Genomic DNA, 21,201 nt, shown 5'->3' with positions numbered 1-21,201 from the left:
GCTGCCGAACGGCAGCCGTTTTTATTTGCCGGCCGGTATCACCACACCAGTCGGGGCAGGGCGGCGCGCGCCCGCAGACCTTCTTCCGTCAGCCGGCTGCGGATCAGATGCTCTTCCGGCGCATCGCTCGGGCCGAAGTCCGAGGCGTGGATGCCCGCGGTGATGAAAAGGACATCGATATCCTGGGACACGGCCCCGCGGATATCCGTCGGCAGGCCGTCGCCGATTGCCAGCACGTCTTCCTTGCCGATCCCGTCGCCCCCGAGGGTCTCCAGGCGCTTCATCGCGGCCTGATAGATCGGCGCGTGCGGCTTGCCCAGAATGGTGACCTCACCGCCCAGATCCTCGTAAAGCCGCGCCAGGGCGCCTGCACACCAGACCAGCCGGTCGCCACGCTCGACGACAATGTCCGGATTGGCGCAGATCATCGGCAGTTTGCGGTCGGCCAGTTTCTGCAGGCGTTCGCGATAGTCGTCGGGTGTTTCCGTCTCGTCGTCGGCCAGGCCTGTGCAGCTGATCGCTTCGGCCTCGTCGTCATTGGCGGTGAAGGTCGCTTCCAGACCCCGGTAGAGCGGCTGGTCCCGGTTGGGGCCGATATGCAGCAGCGTCTTGCGGCCCTGTTCTATCAGAACATCCCTGGTAACATCTCCCGAGGTGACAATGCTGTCATAGGTCTGCGCCGGAACCCCCATGGAGGCGAGCATCTCGCCCACCTCCTTGGCCGGCCGTGGTGCATTGGTGATCAGGACGACCTTGCCTCCGGCTTCCTCGCGGTAGGCCCTCAGCGCCTTGTGTGCATCCTCGAAGGCCGTCACACCATTGTGCAGAACGCCCCAGACATCGCACAGGATGCCCTTGTAGGAGGGGGCGAGAGCACGGAGCCCGTCAGTCAGAAGTGGTGCAGAAGCGGTCATGGAGGGTCACCCGGATCACGAAAGGTCTGATAAGCTTTGCAAAGAATCGCAGCAAACTCGGCGCGGACCATATAGGAACATGTCGCAGTGCGAAACCGAGTAGAGAGAGTTTCATGCAGGTCAGGCAGCTTGGCGAACAGGTGATCAACCAGATTGCCGCCGGCGAGGTGATCGAACGTCCCGCCAGCGTGATCAAGGAACTGGTCGAGAACGCGGTGGATGCCGGGGCGTCGAACATCGAAATCGTGACGGCGGCCGGGGGCAAGACCCTGATGCGGGTGGCGGACGATGGCGAAGGCATGCGCCGGGACGACCTGATACTGGCGATCCGCCGCCACTGCACCTCGAAAATCTCCGACGACGACCTGTTCGACATCCGCACACTCGGTTTTCGCGGCGAGGCCCTGCCTTCCATCGGGTCGGTCGCGCGCCTTGCCATCCAGACCCGTCACCGGGACGAAGACCACGCTTGGGCAATTGCGGTCGAGGGGGGCAGGGAACAGCAGGCCATTCCGGCGGCACGCACCAGGGGCACCCAGGTCGAGGTGCGGGACCTGTTCTTTGCAACGCCCGCCAGATTGAAATTCCTCAAGTCCGACCGGGCGGAAGCTGCCGCGATCACCGAAATCGTCAAGCGCATCGCCCTTGCCTACCCGCGGATCGGATTCTCGCTCTCGGGCGCCGACCGTCAGCCGCAAAGCTGGCCGGCAGCCCGGGGCGACGAGCCGCATCTGGCGCGGATCGCGCAAATCCTCGGCCAGGATTTCGTCGACAACGCCATGGACATCGATGCCGAACGCGAAGGGGTTCGTCTGACCGGATTCGCGGGGCTGCCTACCCATCATCGCGGCAATGCGCAGAACCAGTTCTTCTATGTCAACGGTCGTCCGGTGAAGGACAAGCTGCTGCTGTCGGGCCTGCGCGGGGCCTATGCCGATGTGCTGGCGCGGGACCGCCACCCGGTTGTCGTCCTGTTTCTCGATCTCGATCCGGTGCAGGTGGATGTGAACGTCCATCCGGCCAAGGCGGATGTGCGCTTCCGCGATTCCCAGCTGGTGCGTGGGCTTCTCGTGGGGTCCATCAAACATGCCCTGGTCCGGGCCGGCCACCGCTCGTCCACCTCGAACGCTGCCGTCGCGCTCGATGCGCTGCGGGCGCAGCCGCCGGGCTATCGCGGGCCGGCTTCTGCGGGAAACCCTGTCTACGGGGCAGGAAACACCGCCGGACCGGCTTACGGCCAGACCGCCGGCGCCGCGCACTGGGATCCGCAGGCCTTCCGCCCGCTGGACGCAGCGGCTGCACCGGGCGCGGGAATGGCCGAACAGCCTCAGGCACCCTTTGCCGGGTCGGCCGGTTTCGACGCCTTCGGCGCGCCGTCGGCCGATGCCCGCGCCCATGAGGTGCCGGTGGAGATCGAAAAAACCCGGTTGCCGCTCGGTGCCGCGCGCGCCCAGGTGCACGAGACATACATCATTGCCCAGACCGGGGATGGGGTTGTCATCGTGGATCAGCACGCTGCGCATGAACGTCTCGTCTACGAACGTCTGAAGGAAGCGCTGGCGAAGAAGGAGGTCGCCCGGCAGATCCTCCTGATCCCTGAAATCGTCGAACTGCCGGAAGAAGACGCCGCCCGCCTGGCCGAGCGGTCGGAAGATCTTGAGAAGGTCGGGCTCTGCCTGGAGGCTTTCGGTCCCGGCGCAGTCGCGGTCCGGGAAACACCGGCGATGCTGGGCGACATGGACATTCAGGGCATGGTCAGGAATCTGGCCGACGAACTTGCCGAATGGGACACTGCCGAAGGTCTGAAGGAAAAGCTCGATCACGTGGCCGCCACCATGGCCTGCCACGGGTCGGTCCGCGCCGGCCGCCGCATGCGCCCGGAGGAAATGGATGCGCTGCTGCGCGACATGGAGGCGACGCCGCTCTCCGGCCAGTGCAATCACGGGCGCCCCACCTGGGTCGAGCTGAAACTGACGGACATCGAGAAGCTGTTCGGCCGAAAATAGACCGTTGGGAAGGCCGGCCACAGGGTTCCGACCGCACCATCAGCAGGAGACCGGATTTTGGCAAGCCGATCCGACAAACGGACAGCAGGGAGGTGGAAGTCCCTTGCCGGTCTGGCTGCCGTCCTGGCCATCGCCTACGCCATGGCTGCCGGATACATGTATCTCAACCAGCGCAGCTTCGTTTTTGTGCCTTCGGGAACTCTCGCCGATCCGGCCGAAAAGGGACTGGAAGAGGTCACGGTCGAAACCGTCGCCATGGCGGACGGGACGCCCGTGACCGTCTGGCGCGCGGAACCGGCGCGCGACGGCGCACCCACAGTGCTGTATTTTCACGGAAATTCCGGCAATGTCTCAACCCGGTGGGCCCGTTTCAGGCAGATCCTGGACAGCGGCTTCGGGCTCTACGCGCCTGCCTACCGGGGGTATGCCGGCAGCGGCGGAAGCCCGTCGGAAGCCGCGTTCATATCCGATGGACTGGAGCACTTCGACCGGTTGTCGGCGTCGCGAACGCCCATCGTCCTGCATGGCGAGAGCCTGGGAACCGGTGTCGCGACAGCGGTCGCCGCCCAACGCCCGCAGGCTGAACTTGTGGTTCTGGAAGCGCCCTATACGGCCCTCGTCGATCTGGCGTTGGAGAGCTATCCCTGGCTGCCGGTGAACCTGCTGATGAAGGACCCCATGCCCAGCCGCGAGCGCATCGGCGCCGTTGCCGCACCGGTGCTGATCGTTCACGGCACGGCGGATGGGCTCATTTCCGTCGAGCACGGCAGGGAGCTGTTCGAGCGGGCCACGGACCCCAGGCAGATCGTCATCCTGGAAGGGGCCGGACACGGAAACCTGTGGGACAACGGCCTGTGGTCCGCCGTCCTGAAAGCCCTGGGCCGGAAGGGATGACGGCGTTCCGCCAAAAGGCTTGAGCGCGGGCTCGGCCGACGAAAAAGCCCCGGACCGGCCGGTCCGGGGCTTTTGCACCCATCTTTCGGGAAGACTCAGAACGTGCGCTGTACGCGGAACGTCCCGTAAAGTTCATAGGTGTCGTCGAGACCGGAGGACTGGCTGAAGTCCAGATCGCGGTACTGCAGTTCCGGGCCCATGATGAAGCCGGACACCGGTTCCCAGACCACGTTCGCGGTTGCGTCCCACTGTGTGAAATCATAGGCGCCGGTACCGCCTTCCACGCTGTGGTAGCCGCCCTCGATATTGGCTTCGATGGTGTTGGTCAGCCCCAGATTGACACCGCCGAAGACGTTCCATGTCTTGGTGGTGTCTGTTCCGGTGCCGGTGTAGACCGCGTCGGTGATCCGGCTGTTCCAGCCGGTCGAGCCGTAGCCGCTGGCTCCGTCCGTATAGACACCCTGCAAGGCAATGCTGCCGCCGTTGGCCAGACCGCCGAAATTGACCTGGACACCGCCGCCGACGGCCCATCCGAGTTCATCTTCGCTGCCCACGGTGACACCGTTATAGGTCGCATTCGGGTAGACCTGATGCAAGGCGCCCATGACCTGGGCCTTGCCCCAACCCTGCTTGAGCCCGAATGCGGCGACAAAGTCCGGCATGCGGGTGCCGCCGTAGTCCTCGGTGCCGCCGTTCAGCCCGATGCTGGTGTCGCGGGAGGATCGGTCTTCGATTGCGAGCGTTGCATTGAAGCCGTTGCCGAAGGCGAAGGTATAGGCTGCCTGGTTGATCTTCCGGTCAGAGTAACTTTCGATCTGGGCGTTGAAGGCGTAGCCGGTGAAGAAGTCGAAGTTCGACTGGGCGCGGCCGGCCAGCAGTCCGCCCCACTGGATATAGGCCTTGTCGAGCGTGAAGGAGGAAGCGTTGTCGTTGGTGGCGGTTCCGTACATCTCGATAAAGGTGCGCAGCGTGCCGAATTCGGTCGCGGTGCGGGCATCGAGATAGAGATAACCGCGCGAACGCAGCTCGAGAGCATTGGTGTCGCGGTCACCCCAGGCGTTTTCGGATTTTCCGAAGTTCCTGAAACGGGTGTCGAAGCGGACGCGTCCGCCGACGCGCAGGCAGGTTTCGGTGCCCGGGATATAGTAGAACCGCGCTCCATAGGCATCGCAGATACGGACATAATCGACAGGTTCCGGAGCTACTGGCAGATCAGCAGCCTGAGCCGGGTTGGCCGCCGCCACGAAACCGGCGAATGCCCCAAGAACAGCAAGACGAGTCATTTGATACTCCGAAAAGAATGCGGATGTTTTCTCTGCCGAAAGATATGGCAGGTCAAATGAGCAATTGAATAACGCAGCGGACAAAAATGACGCTGGGGTACGGGTTTGGCGAAAGGTGTGGCTTTTGCGCCACGCGGCAACCCCCGGTTGCTTTGGCTGTTATCGTTTTGTCCGGAAGAAAGTCTTCAGCAAAGCAGCGGACCGTGTCTCGCCGAAACCGGAATAGACCTCCGGAGCGTGATGGCAGGTCGGCTGGCTGAAAAACCGGCTGCCATGGTCGACGGCGCCTCCCTTTTCGTCGGCAGCCCCATAGTAGAGGCGCCGTATGCGCGCGAAGGAAATCGCGCCCGCGCACATTGCGCAAGGCTCGAGCGTCACATGGAGATCGCAGTCCGCAAGGCGCTGCGAGCCGAGTTTGGCGCAGGCTTCGCGCAGGACAAGGACTTCCGCATGGGCGGTCGGATCATTCAGCTCAAGTGTCCGGTTGCCGTTCCGGGCAAGGACCCGGTCTCCCAGCACGACAACCGCGCCGACGGGAACTTCTCCACGGGCCGCGGCCATTTCCGCTTCTTCCAGGGCCAGATCCATGAAGGATGCCTGGTGTCCGTCGGTTTCCGGGCCGCTCATGGGATCTCGGATCTGAATGGTTCGATCAGCTTCATGGGGAATTGTTTAATTGGAAACAGGCGTCTCGTCAGCCCCGACGGCATAATTTCGCCCGGGAGAAGGGGGAGGTTCCTGGCCAGGAAACGGTTTTCTGCCATGATTGCTGAAAACAAGCGATTCCCGAAAGGCCCAAGCTCTGCTATGACGCGCGCATGACGACAAGAAAAACACCCCCCCGGCGCCCGGCCTCCGCAAAAGACCAGGGGCGCGACAAACGCACAGCCGAAAAACGCCGCGCGGCACCCAAGGAAGCGCCGAAGACCGCCGTGCCGGTTGTCGCACCCCGTGGCTCAGGCGACGCCGCCGACCGCGGCGAGCGGATCGCCAAGGTCATGGCGCGCGCCGGCCTGTGTTCCCGCCGCGAGGCGGAAACCTGGATCGAAAACGGCCGGGTCGAGCTCAACGGCAAGAAGCTGACCACCCCTGCGATCACGGTCACGCCCAACGACAAGGTGGTCGTGGACGGAAAGCTGTTGCCGACGCGCGAGCGCACGCGCCTCTGGCTCTATCACAAGCCGCGCGGCCTGGTGACGACCAACAAGGACCCGGAGGGCCGGCCGACTGTTTTCGAACGGCTGCCGGCGGAACTGCCGCGGGTGCTGACCGTCGGTCGTCTCGACATCAACACGGAAGGCCTTCTGCTCCTGACCAACGACGGCGGGCTGGCGCGCGTGCTGGAGCTGCCGGCAACCGGCTGGCTGCGGCGCTACCGGGTTCGCGCCTTCGGCAAGGTGACACAGGCTGATCTGGACGGATTGAAGGACGGCATCGCGATCGAGGGCGTTCTCTATGGCGCCATCGAAGCGACCCTGGACAAGGAACAGGGCGGCAACAGCTGGATGACCCTGGGGCTGCGCGAGGGCAAGAACCGGGAAGTCAAACGGGTGCTCGAACATCTGGGCCTGACCGTGAACCGCCTGATACGTCTGTCCTACGGACCGTTCCAGCTGATGGATCTGCCGGAAGGCGATGTCCGCGAGATCCGCGGGCGCGTCCTGCGCGATCAGCTTGGCGACACCCTGGCCGAAGAAGCGGGCGCCGATTTCGATGCGCCCCTGTTCCATGCGCCCAAACCGGAAGCGGAGAAGAAGGCCTCCGGCACGCGGCAGAAGCCCGGCCGTTCCGGCGAAGGACAGTCCGGCGAACGCCGTGAATCCGGCGGCCAGGGCAAATGGATGACCGCCCGTGAGGGCAAGACCGTGACCGACCGGCACAAGGCGGCGAAGTCCCGGCGCGCGGACACGGCGCATCCTGACGGGGAAAAGGACCGCAAGTCCGGCAAGCGCAAGCCGTCCGGACCGAAAAAGGAAAAGGTCTCGCCGCGCTCCCGTTTTCGCATGACCACCGACGCCAAGCCGCGCAAGGACTTCGGCGAGCAGCGCTTCAGTGCACCACCTCGCAAGATCTGGGGTGACGATGGCCTGGTGGAAGACAAGCACCAGGAAAGCCGCAGCGAAGCCGAGAAACGCGCCCGCAGCGGTCCGCCGAAAGGCGGCAAGGGACCGCGGGGTGGGGGCCGTTCGTGAGAATTGTTGCCGGACGTTTCAAGGGCGCGGCGCTTGCCGCGCCGAAATCGCAGGCGACCCGGCCGACAAGCGACCGGTTGCGGGAAACGATCTTCAACATCCTCGCCCACGGTCTTGACGTCGATCTTGACGGCATCCGGGTTCTTGACCTGTTCGCCGGTACCGGCGCGCTCGGGTTTGAAGCGATAAGCCGGGGCGCGCGCCATTGCACCTTTATCGAGGAAGGCACGCAGGCCCGTGGCGTGATCCGCCGGAATATGGAAGATCTCGGGCTGAACGGCGCCGCGAAGATCTTCCGCCGCGATGCGCTCCGCCTCGGCAGCGCCGGCAACATCGAACCTTTCGACCTGTTGTTCGCCGACCCGCCATATGACAAGGGACTGGGCGAGAAGGCGCTTGCCTCGGCTGCGGCCGGCGGCTGGCTGAAATCAGGCGCCATATGCGTTCTGGAAGAACGGGCCTCGGCCGCTATCGACATTCCCGAAGGCTTCCGGGAACGTGACCGGAGGCAGACGGGTGACAGCCAGGTGGTCTTTCTGGAATACGGCCCGGACGCGTAATACCAAAGACAGTTGATCGGGACTCATTTGACCGGCTTTGGAGGGTCTTCGGCAAGGCGCGTGTCGAAGCGCGATGCGGCCCATCGGGCGAGACGCGCAACGCCGCCCGGCGCGCCTGACCGGCAAGCGGAAAGAGATCTTCAAATGGGTTCCGATCAATTGTCTTTGGTATAATCGGATAGGGGTCAGCCGCCACCGGGCATCATGACATAGACCGTCTTGCGCATGGGCAGGCTCGCGCGGGTGACCAGCAGCGCCGGACCGTCCGCCCGGACGATCTCGTATCCGGCTTGCGTTGCCCTGCCCACGAAGCTCTGCAGGGCGCCCGCGAAATGGAAATGCATCGGGATCACCATGGCCGGGCCAATGCTGTCCAGTACGTTGATCAGGCTCTCGAGCCGCAGGGTCGTGGAATTGTCGATGGCCGCAAAGACGATGTCGATCTGCCCGAGCCGGGTCAGATCTTCCTGGGTCAGCTGTTGGTGCAGATGTCCCAGATGGGCAATACACAGATCCGCCACTTCGAAAATGAAGATGGAATTGCCCAGACGCCGGCTCTCCCCGTCCCAGCCGCGAATGTTGGTCTGGATATTGCGGATACGAACATCCTGGACGGTGAGGTCATGGTCGATCGGACCGCCCTTGGGATTCCAGCCGTAGAGGAGATGCTCTATCTCCGGGGCGGGATTGATCGAGAAATGGGTGCTGTGGGCGCCGTTCATGGTTGCCACCGTCGGCGGCAGTGACGGCTTTATGCTGTCATTGTAATCCGTCGCGATCCGGACGCCCGCCGGCGTTTCCAGTTCGAAGGTGGAGTGGCCGATATACCGGATCTGTAATTCGCCCGGCCCCAGTGCGGCCTGCCAAACTCGGGCTTCTCCGGGCATCGGACTCTTGTAGGGAGCCTCCGCAATCAGCTGACACACCGCATAGGCCGGGCCCGGCACCATCAACGCGACTGCGAACAGGGACGCTGTCAGCCGCGCAATGTGCCGCAAACTCGGGAAAGCGCCAGTACGTTCAGAAACGGTTGAAGCCATGATCCACCATCCGCAGTTCGATGCATCTGCTTTAAGTGTAGAGGGCGGTTCGGCGAGGGCAAGTCACTTTGATGACGGAACAGCACAAGTTTGAGGCAGCGGAGCCCGGAGACGCGCGAAAAGGGCCTCGACAGAGCCCGGCAAAGAAAAAGGCAACCGGCTTGCACAGAGTGGCTGTGAAGGCGGTTGCCTGAGTTGGGGGCAGGTGGGAGGAAGAACCAGCCCCTTTATCGGGTCTTTCTATACGCTGCGGAGACTGACCGGAGCCTTGCCTCTGCGTGAAACGTCGCTGATGCGGCTGTCGGTCTCCGTATCGGCGGCTGCGGCCTGCGAATGGATGAGTTCTCCGGCGTGTCCGGCTTCCATCGCCAGGGATTGCCGGCTGCACAGCTTGGCAAGCGATAGTCCCAGCCTGCGAAAATGTGCGCGCCGGTAGCAATAGACGACCAATGCCGCGCGCTGGCCTTCCGGAAGCTGGTTGCCGACGTCCGTTACCGCATTCAGGGTGGCGTCCAGTAACCGCTTGAGCAAGTCGTCCGATATTGGACAGTTATCCAAATCCATTGATCCCGTTGGCCGCATAGCCTTCTCCTAATAGAACAGGATAAGTATTTACTGGTTGTGTTAATGCTTTGTTAAACGTGACATCAAGTCTAATAAAAAGGATTTATCTCGTCGTTTATACGAGTGTTGCCTCTAAGTAACGGGTGTCCGTTCTTTTAGCAGTGTTTCGAGTTGTTCCTTCATCGCTTCTTTCAGGGGCTCAGCAGCATTTATAATGCGCTCCGCTTTCATGAAATCGAGAACGCGGGTCATGTCGGGCGCCGGCCGGATCAGGATATCCGGTTGATCCACCTTGAGTTTTTGGATCGTGATGGCCTGCATCAGGATTTGTGAGGCGCCGAACAGGGAATCCAGCATGCTGATTTCCTCCCTGTTCGGGCGCGGAACCGGGGCGCCGACCACATCGACCGCAATGACGATGTCGCAATTGCTGCGCAAGCCGTCAAAGGGCAGTGGATTAACGACGCCGCCATCGATCAGAATCTGGCCGTTCAGCTTCACCGGCCGGAAAATGGCGGGAATAGCGATGGAGGCGGCAATGGCCGGCAGGAGCGGACCCGATTCGAAATCGACTTCCTGACAGCCGTAGAAGTCGGTCGCATGTAGGCGAAGCGGGATCTTGAGATCCTCGAAGCGCTCCGGAAGATACTCCGCTATGAAGACTTCCAGCACGCGCTGCGGATCGAACTGAACGGGGCCGGGGCGGAACATGTCGGCGAACCGTCTGGGCCTGAGCTGCCACAGCCGGGACAGCACACTGTTGCGGTCAGCGAAGATTTCCATTGTCATCTTGCGTATGTCGCTGCCGCTGAGGCCGCTGGCATAGGCCGCGCCCATGATGGCGCCGATGGAGGTTCCGGCGATCTGGGCGGGTCTGAGACCAAGCTCGTCCAGTGCCTCAAGCACGGGAATATGTGCAAGGCCCCGGGCGCCGCCGCCGCCGAGTGCGAGGCCGATGCGGGGGGAAGGGGGAAGAACGGGCATGGTGTCAGCTTCCGGCTGCTGTTGGTCAGAGCATGTGGATCGGAGCCGACGGATTTCGATTGTCTGGGGTCACGGGCCCGGATCCGGTTCCTTATCGCCGGTTGAAGCACCGGGCGTCAAATGGAACGCGCTGAAGGGCAGGGTGGATCAGATGACGTAGTAAAGGTCGTCCGCGGATTCGGTCATCCAGTCCGTCATGCGGTCGAAGGTCATCGGTTTGGCGATCAGATAGCCCTGGATGGAAAAGTCGCCCATCATCCGCAGGCGGTCGTATTGCGCTTCCGTTTCCACCCCTTCGCACACGATCCCGATATTCAGGGAGCGCGCGAGATGGATGAGCTGGTTGACGACGGCTTCCTTTTTCGGGTCCTGAAGCATCTGGTTGGTGAAGGACTTGTCGATCTTCAATCCGTTTATCGGCAGGTCGGCAACATGGGTCAATGACGCGTAGCCGGTCCCGAAGTCGTCCAGTTCGATATGAACGCCGAGATTGTAAAGCTCCTCGAGCGCTGCCAGGTGACCGGACCGGTTGTCGCTCAGGAAAACGGATTCCAGAACCTCCGCGGTGATCCGGTCGGGATCTATATTGTATTTCACCATTGCTTCCTTGAAGTGCTCCGTGAGCAGTCCGGAAGACAGGTGGGCGGGGGAAATATTGATGGACACCCGTCCGAAGTCGAGCCCCGCATCCAGCCAGTGCCGCGCCGCGGCCAGGGCCGTATCGATGACGATCCTGCCCAGAACGGGAGCCAGATTGGTCTTTTCGACAATCGGCAGAAACTCGGCCGGGGACAGCAGTCCGCGGTCAGGATGCTCCCAGCGGACCAGCGCCTCGACACCGGTGATCGTCTGGGACCTGAGGTTGACCTGCGGCTGGAAGACCAGAATGAACTGGTCGTTCTTGACCGCCTCGTGAAGTTCCAGCTCGATCTTCGCCTCGATCTCGCTGTCGGTTTTCATGTCCGCCTTGAAGAAGGTGTAGCGGTCCTTGCCCTTTTCCTTCGACTGGTAGAGCGCCAGGTCCGCATTCACCAGCAAGGTGTCGAAATCATCGCCGTCCTCCGGACACAGGGCGATGCCCATACTGACCGTCGGCCAGAACTTCGTGCCGCTGAATTCCATCGGTGCGCGCATCAGCCGGCGCGCCCGTTCGCACAGTTCATTGGGATCGGACATGTCGCTGTTGGCCAGGATGACGAATTCATCCCCGCCCCAGCGGTAGGCCGTGCCCAGTCCGCGGCAGACCTGCCGCAGCCTGCGGCCGGTTTCCTCCAGGCAGTGGTCGCCGGCAAGATGGCCGAGTGTATCGTTGACCCGCTTGAAACCGTCCATATCCACATGAGCCAGAAACGCAGGCCGGTCGGAACGGGAGAAACGGGCTTTCGCGTCGCGCTGACATCCGGCGCGGTTCGACAGTTTGGTCAGCGGATCGAAATAGGCCAGGCGTTCCGCGCGGATCTTGGCTTCGCGGGTTTCGTTTTCCCTCTGCACCCGTTCGGAAACATCGTTCGCGATGGCGATGAACAGATCCCGCTCGTCGTCCTTGAGCAACTGGACCCGCAGGTCGACGGGATATTCCGAGCCGTCCTTGCGCCTGTGAAGGCTTTCCACGGAAAGGCTTTCCCGGGAGCCGTTCAGGAGCGGTGCCACATCCCGGCGGATGGACTCGGCATCATAGACCGGATTGATGTCCCATATATGCCGGGATTTGAGATCCGCGAGCTCGTATCCGAGATTACTGAGGGCGCATTTATTGGCATATTCGACAAGGAAGGTCTGCGTGTTCAGGATGAAGATCTCGTTCAGCGAGGACTCCAGGATATTCGCCAGCAGATTGTTGCGTCTTTCCGCCAGACGGCGGTCTGTATTGTCGTGGACCGTGCCGATGACCTTTGCCGCCTTGCCGTCCGGACCGGCCAGAACGTAACCGCGCATGTGCACATAGCGGGCTTCGCCGTTCTTCAGGACAAGCGTGTGCTCCAGATCGAACTCGCCGCAAACGGCAATCGCCCTGCTGATCACCGCCTCTTTGGTGATAGCTTCCTTTTCCGGAATCTGCGCGTGAATGTGGTCTTTAATCTCCGCGGCTGGCAGATCCTTGGGAATGGCCATGATCCGGTAGAACTCTTCCGACCCCAGAATGTCGTTTGTCGCGAGGTCCCGCTCCCAGCTGCCGATGCCGGCAATCCGCTGGGCTTCGGTGAGCTGAAAGGCGCTGTGCTCCAGCTTGCGCGTGTTGTCGCGCACTTCGGCTTCAAGACGTGACGTCGTCTCCTGAACGGCAGACTGCAACCTGGACAGCAGGCGGTGGATGATGGCCCAGGACAGGAGGGCCAGTCCGATACCCGCCATCAGTGAGAAGAGGGTCTGCCGGGCGAAGGCCCAGACATTGCGGGTCACATCCTTGACCAGAACAAGCCGGACGAAATGGTCCGCCCCGGTGACGGGTATGGGCAGGTCGCGGAGCACGAAGATCTTGCCGTCGTGCAGCGCGAAACGATTGCCGGCGTCAATTTCGCCCGAGCTGGTAATGGAGCCGATGTCCAGGCCGCCCGGCGCCAGGCCGCCGATATGCGCATACTGGAACCTGCTGCCGCCGAGATCGTGGTTCCCCCCGGTCTCCGTCACCTTGACGATCTGCGCATCGACCGCGGAACTGATAAAGGCAAGCGGGTTCTCGATGTCGATCGCGAGCTTGAGGTAGCCGAGCAGCTTGGCGCCGGAAATCAGGGGGCGGAAGATGCTGACGACAATCTCTCCGTTCGGCCCGAGCTCGATGCCGTTGGTGCGCCGGGACAGGTTTGTGCTCAGGTCGCTCTGGAAGGAGACGGGACCGGAGGCATATCTGCTGTCGACGGAGTGTCCTATGGAGTTCGGGTCGAGCGCGCGGTAGATGAGATTATGGTCCGCGCCGTAGATCGTGAACTCGGCAATCTCCAGCCCGTCCGGGGGGCGGGCGAAAACCCGATCGGCGATGGTTCTCGTTTCACTGGCATTCTTGTCCCGGATGGCCGCCTGCAGCGCCGTGTCGGCGCCGATTGTGCTGATGGCCCGGTCGAGTGTTTCGGTCCCGAGCGCTTTCTGCCGGGTAAGCAGTCTTTCGACGGTCCGTACCAGCCGTTCCTGCGGTTCGTTCATGCTCCGGTACGCGGACATGATATTCTGAAGGGTCAGGACGGCGACGGTCAGCGCGAAGACGGTGAGAAAAACGGTTCTGAGCGGCTTTTCAAACTGGACGTCTTCACCGCAGCACCAGCGTGCAAGGATCCGGTCGAGACGCGTGCGTCCCCCCCGAAGGCGATGCCGTCTTTCGGGAAGGTCCTGTCTGTCGCCTGTTTCCTGCTTTCCCACTCGAATTACCCGTGCCCCTGAGCAGCGTGCGTCCTGTACCGTTCGGCCAGATTGTCCGTTGCGTCGTACCCCACCGGATCGCGACGGACTGGCGCAAACCGCCAATGCCATTTTTCTCAATAGCGGCGAATGGTTAAATTGTTTTGAACATGTTTCTTAAAAAAGGTTAATTGATTGACTGAATTTATTACAAATAATCAGGACGGTGTTCAAATCAGGTCAAATTTCCAAGTTAACTATATGTATAAAATTTAATTACTTTAAGTTAGAAATGATCCTGCGGTGAAAAATCTTTGCAATGCCTCGCTCGTGCTCTCCGGCGCTTCTTCAGGAAGGAAATGTCCGCACGGCAGGATCTTTCCGATGGCTTTCGGGCACCAGATCCGCCACGCCGCCAACGGGTCATCCACACTGGTCGCAATGCCCTTGTCACCCCACAGGGCGAGCAGGGGCAGGTCGATCCTGTTGCCCGCTTCCAGGTCCGCCCTGTCATGGTCGTAATCGATCGTCGCGCCGGCCCGGTAGTCCTCGCAGGTTGCGGAAATCCGGTCCGGATCGCAGAACCAGTCACGATTGTGGGCAAGCGCTTCCGCGGAAAAGCAGGACAGCGTCTTGTCGCCGGTCCAGCTTGCCAGGGTGTGTTCCAGAAAGCGGACCGGAGACGCGGCGATGAGTTTTTCAGGGAAGGGGGCGGGCTGCGCCAGGAACATCCAGTGATAGATCTTCAGCCCGAAGGTCCGGTCCATCCTGTCCCAGTAATCGGAGGTCGGCAGGATGTCGAGAACCGCCAGCCGTTCGATTGCTTCCGGATGATCCAGTGCCAGCCGGTAGGCGACCCGTCCGCCGCGGTCGTGACCGGCCAGAAAGAAGCGCCGGTGGCCGAGCACGTTCATCAACTCGGTGAAGGCGCCCGCCATGGCGCGTTTGGAATAGGCCGCATGATCATCGCTCAGCGGCGGCACGGAGGATCTGCCGTAGCCGGGCAGGTCGGGCAGGATCAGGGTGAAGTGTTCTGCAAGACGGGGCGCAATCGTGTGCCAGATGACATGGGATTGCGGATAGCCGTGCAGCAGGAGAAGCGGCGGGCCGGAACCGCCGACCCGGCAAAACAGCCGCGCCGTGGCCGTTTCGACAGTGATGCTCTCGAAGCCGGGAAACAGGTCCGGCAAATCGGTTCTCAAACGCTCGGACCCCCTTGGCTGCGTCCCGGCACTTTCTGCATGAATTAAAGCATCACGAGGGCCTTGCGTCAGCCGGTCTTTTCACGCGCCACGGCCCGCCAGCCGATATCGGTCCGGCAAAAGCCCTCCGGCCAGTCGATTGCATCAATGGCATCATAGGCCGTCTTCCGGGCCTCCTGGACGTTCGATCCGAGTGCGGTCACATTCAGAACCCGGCCGCCGTTGGCCAGCAGGCGTGCGCCATCCATCTTCGTTCCGGCATGAAAGACTTCGAGACGGTCCGAGGCGAGCGGTTCCAGGCCGCGGATTTCCGTACCCTTGGCATAGGTTCCCGGATAGCCTCTGGCCGCCATCACAACGGAGATCGCGGCCTCGTCGCGCCAGCGTGCCGAAGCGGTCGCGAGCGTGCCCTCGACGCTGGCCAGGAGAAGATCCAGCAGGTCGCTTTTCAGCCGCATCATCAGCACCTGGCATTCCGGGTCGCCGAAGCGGGTATTGTATTCGATGAGCTTCGGTCCCTCCGCCGTGATCATCAGGCCCGCATAGAGCACGCCCTTGAAGGGGGTGCCGCGTTTGGCGAGGGTGGCGATCGTCGGCTCGATGATCGTCTTCATGACCTCTGCGATCAGCGGGTCGGTCAGTACCGGCGCGGGGGAATAGGCGCCCATGCCGCCGGTGTTGGGGCCCTCGTCACCGTCGAAGGCGCGCTTGTGGTCCTGCGCGGTCGCCAGGGCCAGGGCGTGCGTTCCGTCCGAAAGCACGAAGAAACTGGCTTCCTCGCCCTGCAGGAAATCCTCGATGACGACTTCCGCTCCGGCGGCGCCGAAGGTGCCTTCAAAGCAGGCGGTGACCGCCTCCTCGGCTTCCGCCAGGCTCATGGCGACGACAACACCCTTTCCGGCGGCAAGTCCGTCGGCCTTGACGACGATGGGTGCACCCTTTTCGCGAACATAGGCCAGGGCGGCATCGCGGCTGTCGAAACGACCGTAACCGGCGGTGGGAATGCCGGCCTCGTCACACACACCCTTGGTGAAGGCCTTCGAGCCTTCGAGCTGCGCGGCGGCTTTGCTTGGCCCGAACGCCTTCAGCCCGGCCGCTTCCAGATCGTCCACCAGACCGGCAACCAGGGGCGCTTCCGGCCCGACCACCACCAGATCGATGCCTTTGTCCTTGCAGAAGCCGATGACGGCCTGATGGTCGGCAACATCCAGATCGCAGAGCTCTGCCACCTGGGCGATGCCGGCATTTCCCGGAGCGGCGTAAAGCGCGGTCAGTCGCGGAGATTTCGCCAGCGCCCAGGCCAGGGCATGTTCGCGGCCACCGGATCCGATGAGGAGAAGTTTCATGAATGTCCAGTCTCAAAAGCAGGTTGACGCCGCGCGGCGGTTTCTTGCCGGCAGCGGCAGGTCGGATTTGATGCCGCGCGGTCTATCACGCCGGCCGGTATGCCGCAAATGTTGCATGGGGAAGGGTGGCGCTGGAAACATCCGGAATGCGTTCGCTCGCCCACGACCGCTCGGCGGGGCGGAGTGAATTGTCAGGCAGCGCCAGCCGGGGGCGTGGCGTTTTCCTTGAAATCGCGGAATTCGAAAGCGATCGTCAGCGGACAATCGGCGTTGAACGCGAATCGCCCGGCATCGAAGGAGTGTTCCGTGCGGATGGAGACGCTGTCTTCCGCAAGCGGCATGCCGTTGATATGGAGCTTGGACCAGTTGTCCACCCACACCTCGCCGAGGATACTGCGGGTGCCTGACGACCCGATCGTGCTCTCGTGAAGAGCCTGTCCGCCGCTCCCGTCCGGTGGCGGCTTCCGGGCAAAGGCCGCGGCGGGAACCGCTGCCAGCCCAAGTTCGATCGCGACAACGAATTTGATGGTAAGAATTGCGGAAAATTTCACAACGTGCTCCATCTGTTGCTCTCGGCTGGGGCACCGTGACGTCTTGCAAGGCGAAATTCACCTTTGCTCGCGGTACGAAGTGCCGAAATATACCGGCGGCGGCTGCAAGGGCCGCCAGATCTGCAGAACTCGGATGGGCAGGAAAATGTTTTTTTCAACCAAGGACACAGGCCCGGTCGCCGATGCGGTCAGGCAGCATTGGGTCGACACGCGGCTTCCGGCGGCCTTGCGCCCCTATGCGCGTCTGGCCCGCTGGGAGCGTCCCATCGGCTGGTGGTTGCTGTTGTGGCCATGCTGGTGGTCCGCCGCCCTTGCCGCGATTGCCGCAGGTCACGGCTGGCCGAATCCCTGGCATCTGGTGCTTTTTCTGGTAGGGGCCGTGGCCATGCGCGGAGCAGGCTGCACCTATAATGATCTCGTCGATGTGGATATCGACGCACAGGTCGCGCGCACCCGCTCCCGGCCCATTCCGGCCGGACAGGTGACGAAGAACCAGGCACGGATTTTTCTGCTGCTGCAAGCCGTCGTCGGACTGGCTGTCCTGCTGCAGTTCAACAGCTTCTCGATCGGTCTCGGTGTCGCCTCGCTGATCCCCGTCGCCATCTACCCTTTCATGAAGCGGATCACCAACTGGCCCCAGCTTTTTCTGGGCTTCGCCTTTTCCTGGGGCGCGCTGATGGGCTGGGCGGCGGTGTTCGGATCGCTGGGCTGGGCACCCGTCCTGCTTTATCTCGGCGGCATCTGCTGGACCATCGGCTATGACACCATCTATGCCCATCAGGACAAGGAAGACGACGCGCTGGTCGGCGTCAAATCGACGGCGCGCCTGTTCGGCGAGCGCACCAAACCGGCCCTCATCGCGCTCTATAGCCTGGCGACGCTTCTCTTCATGACCGCGGCCATGCTGGCGGACGCCGGACCGCTGGCTTTTGCAGGCATCCTCGCCGGTGTCCTGCATCTGGGCTGGCAGATCGTCGTTCTGGATATCGACGACGGCGACCAGTGCCTCAGACTGTTCCGCTCCAACGGCACCTATGGCTGGATCCTGTTTGCCGGATTTTGCGCCGATGCGCTGGTGGCGTGGTTGTGATCAGTCTCCGGAAATTGCAAAAAAGCCCCGCGATGCGGAGCCTTCGGACAATCGGATCAGCCGGGTTTTCCGACCGGCGCGTCAGGTTCGCGCGATGATCTCGCGTTCATTCCTGAACACGGCCGTGTCCTGAGCCGGGCGGCCCGGCATGCGGCGGTTGAGGAAGCGCGGACGGCGGCCTGTCAGGAGGCGCAGCTTGCGGCGCGGGGCCGGAGTTGCCGAAGGCCTGGCGCTGTAGGCATCAATCGGTTTCACCTTGCCGCCCAGATCGCAGACCAGCATCGGCAGGTTCAGGGTCTGTGCCCAGCGGCTCCACAATGCGGCCAGTTCGTCCGAGGTTTCGGTTTCGGCGAGCGTGATCGACAGGGCGCTGTCCGGATGTTTCAGGATCAGCGCCGCCACGATGTCGCCGGGCGCCGCACCCGGAACGATCCTGACCATGACGCCGTCAAACCCTTGAGCGGGAACGACGACAGTGACCGGAACGCCGCCGACCCGCCGCTTGATGATCGCCCTGTCGCGATCGAGAACGATGTCTGCGGGAAGTGCAGGGGTACCCGGTCTCGTTTCCAGTCGTTGCTGGAAATGGGCTGGCAGGCAACCGGGATGCGGCATCGTTTGTGCGCCACTCCCGGTTGCTCCAGTTTCCTGTATTTCTGTTTGACGTCTCAAATGACTCTCCACCGGACCTTTTGGTCTCTCGATGGGGTCAAGTTACGGGACAAAGGTCGTGAAGCACTTAAGAGACACGGTTAAAAAAGTCTGATTTTAAAGAGGGTTACCGGAATGTAAGTGAGGCGGTAACACCTGATTCACCTGTGTGGCAGACGGCGATGTCTGCAATTCATGCGCGAATGTCCCGCCGAGGGGTGCCAATGGCAGCCCTGCGCGGATCCGGTCCTCCCCTTCGGACGGTTCGACCCTGGCGCGTACTTCGAACCGGAAGGGGCGGGGGGCAATGTCTTGCCGGAAGGACCGGCGGAATTGTCCTTCCCGGGCCGGACCGGATGGGCACAGATTGTTGGGAACCCGATCCGGCGGTTGCAGGCCGCCGGTGCGAAGCGTAAACAACTGCCGAAGCAAAAGGCGGAACCTATGTCGGAACTGATTGATCAAAGCGAATTGCAGTCTCGGGCTGCACGTCTTGTGGAAGCGGCCCGCAAGGCCGGGGCCGATGCCTGCGACGCGGTGGCGGTCACCGGTGTCTCGCTGGGCGTGGAGGTTCGGGAAGGCAAGCTGGAGGAAACCGAGCGCGCGGAAGGCGACGATGTCACGCTGCACGTCTTCGTCGGCAAACGCACGGCGGCGGTCTCGGCCAACCGTCTGGACGATCCCGCCGGTCTGGCCGAACGCGCCGTGGCCATGGCGAAGGTCGCTCCGGAAGATCCCTATGCCGGCCTTGCCGATCCGGAGCTGCTGGTGAAGGATTTCCCGAAACTGGATCTTCTCGACACGAAGGAAATGACGGCGGAGGACCTTGGCCGGATAGCGCTGGAGGCCGAAGCTGCCGGCCTTGCCGTCCCCGGGGTCAGCAAATCCGGGGGCGCGGGCGCCTCCTGGCGTCTTGGCGGTGTCGTCCTGGCCACCAGCCACGGGTTCCAGGGGTCCTACATCTCGTCGCGATACGGCATGTCCATGACGGCGGTTGCCGGCGAGGGCACCGGCATGGAGCGCGACTATGATTTCGACAGCCGGACCTATTTCGAGGACCTGGAATCGCCCGCAGAGATCGGCCGCCGGGCCGGAGAACGTGCCGTGCGCCGCCTCAATCCGCAGAAGCTCTCCACCCGGACAACCAACGTCATCTATGAATCGCGCGCCGCGCGCAGCATTCTTGGTCATCTGGCGGGGGCGATCAACGGCGCTTCGATCGCGCGCAAGACCAGTTTCCTCAAGGACCGGATGGGCGAACAGATTTTCGCGCCCGGTATCCGGGTCACCGACGATCCCTTCAAGCGCCGGGGTGCCGCGACCCGCCCATTCGACGGCGAAGGAACGCGCGCCGAGGTTCTCGACGTGATCGCCGACGGCGTCCTGCAGCACTGGTTCCTCGACGGCGCGACGGCCCGCGAGCTCGGGCTGCAGCCCAACGGCCGCGCCCATCGCAGCGGCAGCGGAACGTCTCCGGGCGCCACCAACATCACGCTGATGCCGGGTGAAAAAAGCCTGGAGGAACTGATGGCGGAAGCCGGCGAGGGCCTGCTGGTGACCGATCTCATCGGGCACGGCGTCAACGGCCTGACCGGGGACTACTCCCGCGGGGCAGCCGGCTTCTGGTTTGAAAAGGGGGAAATCGTCGAGCCCGTCAGCGAAATCACCATCGCCGGCAATCTCAACGACATGTTCAGGCGGCTGGTGCCGGGCAGCGATCTGGACAACCGCTATTCCACCGCGACACCGTCGATCATGATTGAGGGAATGGCTCTTGCCGGAAACTGATAAAGGCAATCCCGGCCCCGAGACGGACATGCGCCTTCTGGAAACGGCGGCGCGGCAGGCCGGGGAGCTGGCCCTGGGCTATTTCGGCCAGGACCCGGAAACCTGGTTCAAGGGCAACAAGTCCCCCGTGTCGGAGGCGGATCTTGCGGTCGACAGGTTTCTGGCGGAGGAACTGCTAGGGGCGCGTCCCGATTACGGCTGGCTGTCCGAGGAAACCGTCGATGATCCGCAGCGTCTCCAGTGCGACCGTGTGTTTATCGTCGATCCGATCGACGGAACCCGTGCCTTTCTGGCCGGCGGTGACGAATGGACCGTGTCCATTGCCGTGGTCGAGAACGGCCGGCCGGTCGCCGGAGCCGTGTTCTGTCCGATCCGCGAGGAAATGTTCCTGGCAAGCACAGGCGGCGGGGCCTGGCTCAACGGCCGGCGGATGGCGGTTTCAGACCGTGACAGCATCGAAGGGGCCAGTCTGAGCGGGCCGCATTCGATTGTCGCCAATCAGGACGTGATCGCGGCAGGATTTGTCCGCGCGGAAATCCTGCGTTCGCTCGCCTACCGCCTGGCAACCGTGGCGGCCGGACGGGTGGATGTGGGCGCGGCCCGCGGCGGACCGAGCGACTGGGACCTTGCGGCGGCCGATCTTTTGGTGCAGGAAGCAGGCGGACATCTGACCGACCTGTCCGGACAGCACCTGACCTACAACCGTGCGAAGACCGGGCATCCGGCCCTGGTCGCAGCTCCTCAAGCGCTGATCGGGCCTGTGTGCGATGCACTCCGGGTCCTGGTCAAATGAACAGCCGAGTGAC

General features: G+C 62.7%; 18 protein-coding genes. 7 read left to right on the top strand and 11 right to left on the bottom strand.

What is annotated here, in order from left to right:
* Positions 1–38: 38 nt before the first annotated feature.
* A complete protein-coding gene (locus DCO57_RS04300; protein WP_116697606.1) occupies positions 39–914 on the bottom strand; it encodes a TIGR01459 family HAD-type hydrolase in 876 nt (291 codons plus the stop codon).
* 113 nt (positions 915–1,027) lie between these two features.
* Here DCO57_RS04300 and mutL point away from each other — a divergent pair, with 113 nt between their 5' ends.
* Both mutL and DCO57_RS04290 read left to right on the top strand, forming a co-directional pair.
* Positions 1,028–2,920 carry a DNA mismatch repair endonuclease MutL gene (gene mutL, locus DCO57_RS04295; RefSeq protein WP_116697605.1) on the top strand — a complete coding sequence of 631 codons (1,893 nt, stop codon included), beginning with the start codon at positions 1,028–1,030 and terminating at the stop codon, positions 2,918–2,920.
* A gap of 57 nt (positions 2,921–2,977) precedes the next feature.
* The gene (locus tag DCO57_RS04290) at positions 2,978–3,814 is read left to right on the top strand and encodes an alpha/beta hydrolase (protein ID WP_208977784.1); all 837 of its coding nucleotides are present in this window, start codon (positions 2,978–2,980) and stop codon (positions 3,812–3,814) included.
* 95 nt (positions 3,815–3,909) lie between these two features.
* Here the strand turns inward: DCO57_RS04290 and DCO57_RS04285 are convergent, their stop codons facing one another.
* Positions 3,910–5,097, bottom strand: coding sequence for a porin (locus DCO57_RS04285; protein ID WP_116697604.1), 1,188 nt, complete (start codon positions 5,095–5,097; stop codon positions 3,910–3,912).
* Positions 5,098–5,256: 159 nt separating this feature from the next.
* Positions 5,257–5,724 carry a nucleoside deaminase gene (locus DCO57_RS04280; protein WP_165814629.1) on the bottom strand — a complete coding sequence of 156 codons (468 nt, stop codon included), beginning with the start codon at positions 5,722–5,724 and terminating at the stop codon, positions 5,257–5,259.
* A 191-nt stretch (positions 5,725–5,915) separates the two neighbouring features.
* On the opposite strand from DCO57_RS04280, the gene DCO57_RS04275 reads away from it, so the two are divergent.
* Together DCO57_RS04275 and rsmD are read left to right on the top strand one after the other, a co-directional pair.
* Complete coding sequence (locus tag DCO57_RS04275; RefSeq protein ID WP_116697603.1) at positions 5,916–7,289, top strand: pseudouridine synthase; 1,374 nt, start codon at positions 5,916–5,918, stop codon at positions 7,287–7,289.
* The gene (rsmD, locus tag DCO57_RS04270; protein ID WP_116697602.1) at positions 7,286–7,849 is read left to right on the top strand and encodes a 16S rRNA (guanine(966)-N(2))-methyltransferase RsmD; all 564 of its coding nucleotides are present in this window, start codon (positions 7,286–7,288) and stop codon (positions 7,847–7,849) included. The genes DCO57_RS04275 and rsmD overlap by 4 nt, the downstream gene beginning before the upstream one ends.
* Before the next feature lie 185 nt (positions 7,850–8,034).
* Here rsmD and DCO57_RS04265 read toward each other — a convergent pair whose 3' ends face one another.
* From DCO57_RS04265 to DCO57_RS04235, 7 genes are all read right to left on the bottom strand, one after another.
* Positions 8,035–8,889 (bottom strand): MBL fold metallo-hydrolase, encoded by an 855-nt coding sequence (locus tag DCO57_RS04265; protein ID WP_208977783.1) that lies wholly within the window; start codon positions 8,887–8,889, stop codon positions 8,035–8,037.
* 240 nt (positions 8,890–9,129) lie between these two features.
* A complete protein-coding gene (locus DCO57_RS04260; protein ID WP_208977782.1) occupies positions 9,130–9,420 on the bottom strand; it encodes a hypothetical protein in 291 nt (96 codons plus the stop codon).
* Positions 9,421–9,585: 165 nt separating this feature from the next.
* Complete coding sequence (locus tag DCO57_RS04255) at positions 9,586–10,437, bottom strand: patatin-like phospholipase family protein (protein WP_116697601.1); 852 nt, start codon at positions 10,435–10,437, stop codon at positions 9,586–9,588.
* Positions 10,438–10,584: 147 nt separating this feature from the next.
* Positions 10,585–13,788: an EAL domain-containing protein gene (locus DCO57_RS04250; RefSeq protein WP_208977781.1), complete on the bottom strand. Its 3,204-nt coding sequence runs from the start codon at positions 13,786–13,788 to the stop codon at positions 10,585–10,587.
* A gap of 260 nt (positions 13,789–14,048) precedes the next feature.
* Positions 14,049–14,969: an alpha/beta hydrolase gene (locus DCO57_RS04245; RefSeq protein ID WP_116697599.1), complete on the bottom strand. Its 921-nt coding sequence runs from the start codon at positions 14,967–14,969 to the stop codon at positions 14,049–14,051.
* Positions 14,970–15,037: 68 nt separating this feature from the next.
* The gene (gene purD / locus DCO57_RS04240) at positions 15,038–16,315 is read right to left on the bottom strand and encodes a phosphoribosylamine--glycine ligase (protein ID WP_116697598.1); all 1,278 of its coding nucleotides are present in this window, start codon (positions 16,313–16,315) and stop codon (positions 15,038–15,040) included.
* Between the two features lie 191 nt (positions 16,316–16,506).
* Positions 16,507–16,866, bottom strand: coding sequence for a hypothetical protein (locus DCO57_RS04235; protein WP_133192624.1), 360 nt, complete (start codon positions 16,864–16,866; stop codon positions 16,507–16,509).
* A gap of 145 nt (positions 16,867–17,011) precedes the next feature.
* On the opposite strand from DCO57_RS04235, the gene ubiA reads away from it, so the two are divergent.
* Complete coding sequence (gene ubiA / locus DCO57_RS04230) at positions 17,012–17,956, top strand: 4-hydroxybenzoate octaprenyltransferase (RefSeq protein ID WP_116697740.1); 945 nt, start codon at positions 17,012–17,014, stop codon at positions 17,954–17,956.
* 81 nt (positions 17,957–18,037) lie between these two features.
* Here ubiA and DCO57_RS04225 read toward each other — a convergent pair whose 3' ends face one another.
* Positions 18,038–18,571 carry a DUF6101 family protein gene (locus tag DCO57_RS04225; protein WP_116697596.1) on the bottom strand — a complete coding sequence of 178 codons (534 nt, stop codon included), beginning with the start codon at positions 18,569–18,571 and terminating at the stop codon, positions 18,038–18,040.
* Between the two features lie 480 nt (positions 18,572–19,051).
* Between DCO57_RS04225 and DCO57_RS04220 the strand changes: the two genes are divergently transcribed.
* On the top strand, positions 19,052–20,395 hold the full coding sequence (locus DCO57_RS04220) for a TldD/PmbA family protein (protein ID WP_116697595.1): 1,344 nt from the start codon (positions 19,052–19,054) through the stop codon (positions 20,393–20,395).
* Positions 20,382–21,188, top strand: a complete 807-nt coding sequence (locus tag DCO57_RS04215) for a 3'(2'),5'-bisphosphate nucleotidase CysQ (RefSeq protein ID WP_347876548.1) — start codon at positions 20,382–20,384, stop codon at positions 21,186–21,188. Before DCO57_RS04220 ends, DCO57_RS04215 begins: the two co-directional genes overlap by 14 nt.
* Positions 21,189–21,201: the final 13 nt, after the last annotated feature.

It is taken from the genome of Labrenzia sp. 011, from assembly GCF_003075075.1.
In the GTDB taxonomy this organism is placed as follows: Bacteria; Pseudomonadota; Alphaproteobacteria; order Rhizobiales; family Stappiaceae; genus Roseibium.
Note: the sequence above shows the minus strand (reverse complement) of the source record. Positions and strands in the feature narration are given on the sequence as shown.

Excerpts from the sequence above, each read along its gene's own strand:
- DCO57_RS04275 (WP_116697603.1), top strand. The coding sequence starts at position 5,916 with ATGACGACAAGAAAAACACCCCCCCGGCGCCCGGCCTCCGCAAAAGAC.
- ubiA (WP_116697740.1), top strand. The coding sequence starts at position 17,012 with ATGTTTTTTTCAACCAAGGACACAGGCCCGGTCGCCGATGCGGTCAGG.
- DCO57_RS04280 (WP_165814629.1), bottom strand. The coding sequence starts at position 5,724 with ATGAGCGGCCCGGAAACCGACGGACACCAGGCATCCTTCATGGATCTG.
- DCO57_RS04285 (WP_116697604.1), bottom strand. The coding sequence starts at position 5,097 with ATGACTCGTCTTGCTGTTCTTGGGGCATTCGCCGGTTTCGTGGCGGCG.
- DCO57_RS04225 (WP_116697596.1), bottom strand. The coding sequence starts at position 18,571 with ATGCCGCATCCCGGTTGCCTGCCAGCCCATTTCCAGCAACGACTGGAA.
- DCO57_RS04255 (WP_116697601.1), bottom strand. The coding sequence starts at position 10,437 with ATGCCCGTTCTTCCCCCTTCCCCCCGCATCGGCCTCGCACTCGGCGGC.
- mutL (WP_116697605.1), top strand. The coding sequence starts at position 1,028 with ATGCAGGTCAGGCAGCTTGGCGAACAGGTGATCAACCAGATTGCCGCC.
- DCO57_RS04220 (WP_116697595.1), top strand. The coding sequence starts at position 19,052 with ATGTCGGAACTGATTGATCAAAGCGAATTGCAGTCTCGGGCTGCACGT.
- DCO57_RS04265 (WP_208977783.1), bottom strand. The coding sequence starts at position 8,889 with ATGGCTTCAACCGTTTCTGAACGTACTGGCGCTTTCCCGAGTTTGCGG.
- purD (WP_116697598.1), bottom strand. The coding sequence starts at position 16,315 with ATGAAACTTCTCCTCATCGGATCCGGTGGCCGCGAACATGCCCTGGCC.
- DCO57_RS04300 (WP_116697606.1), bottom strand. The coding sequence starts at position 914 with ATGACCGCTTCTGCACCACTTCTGACTGACGGGCTCCGTGCTCTCGCC.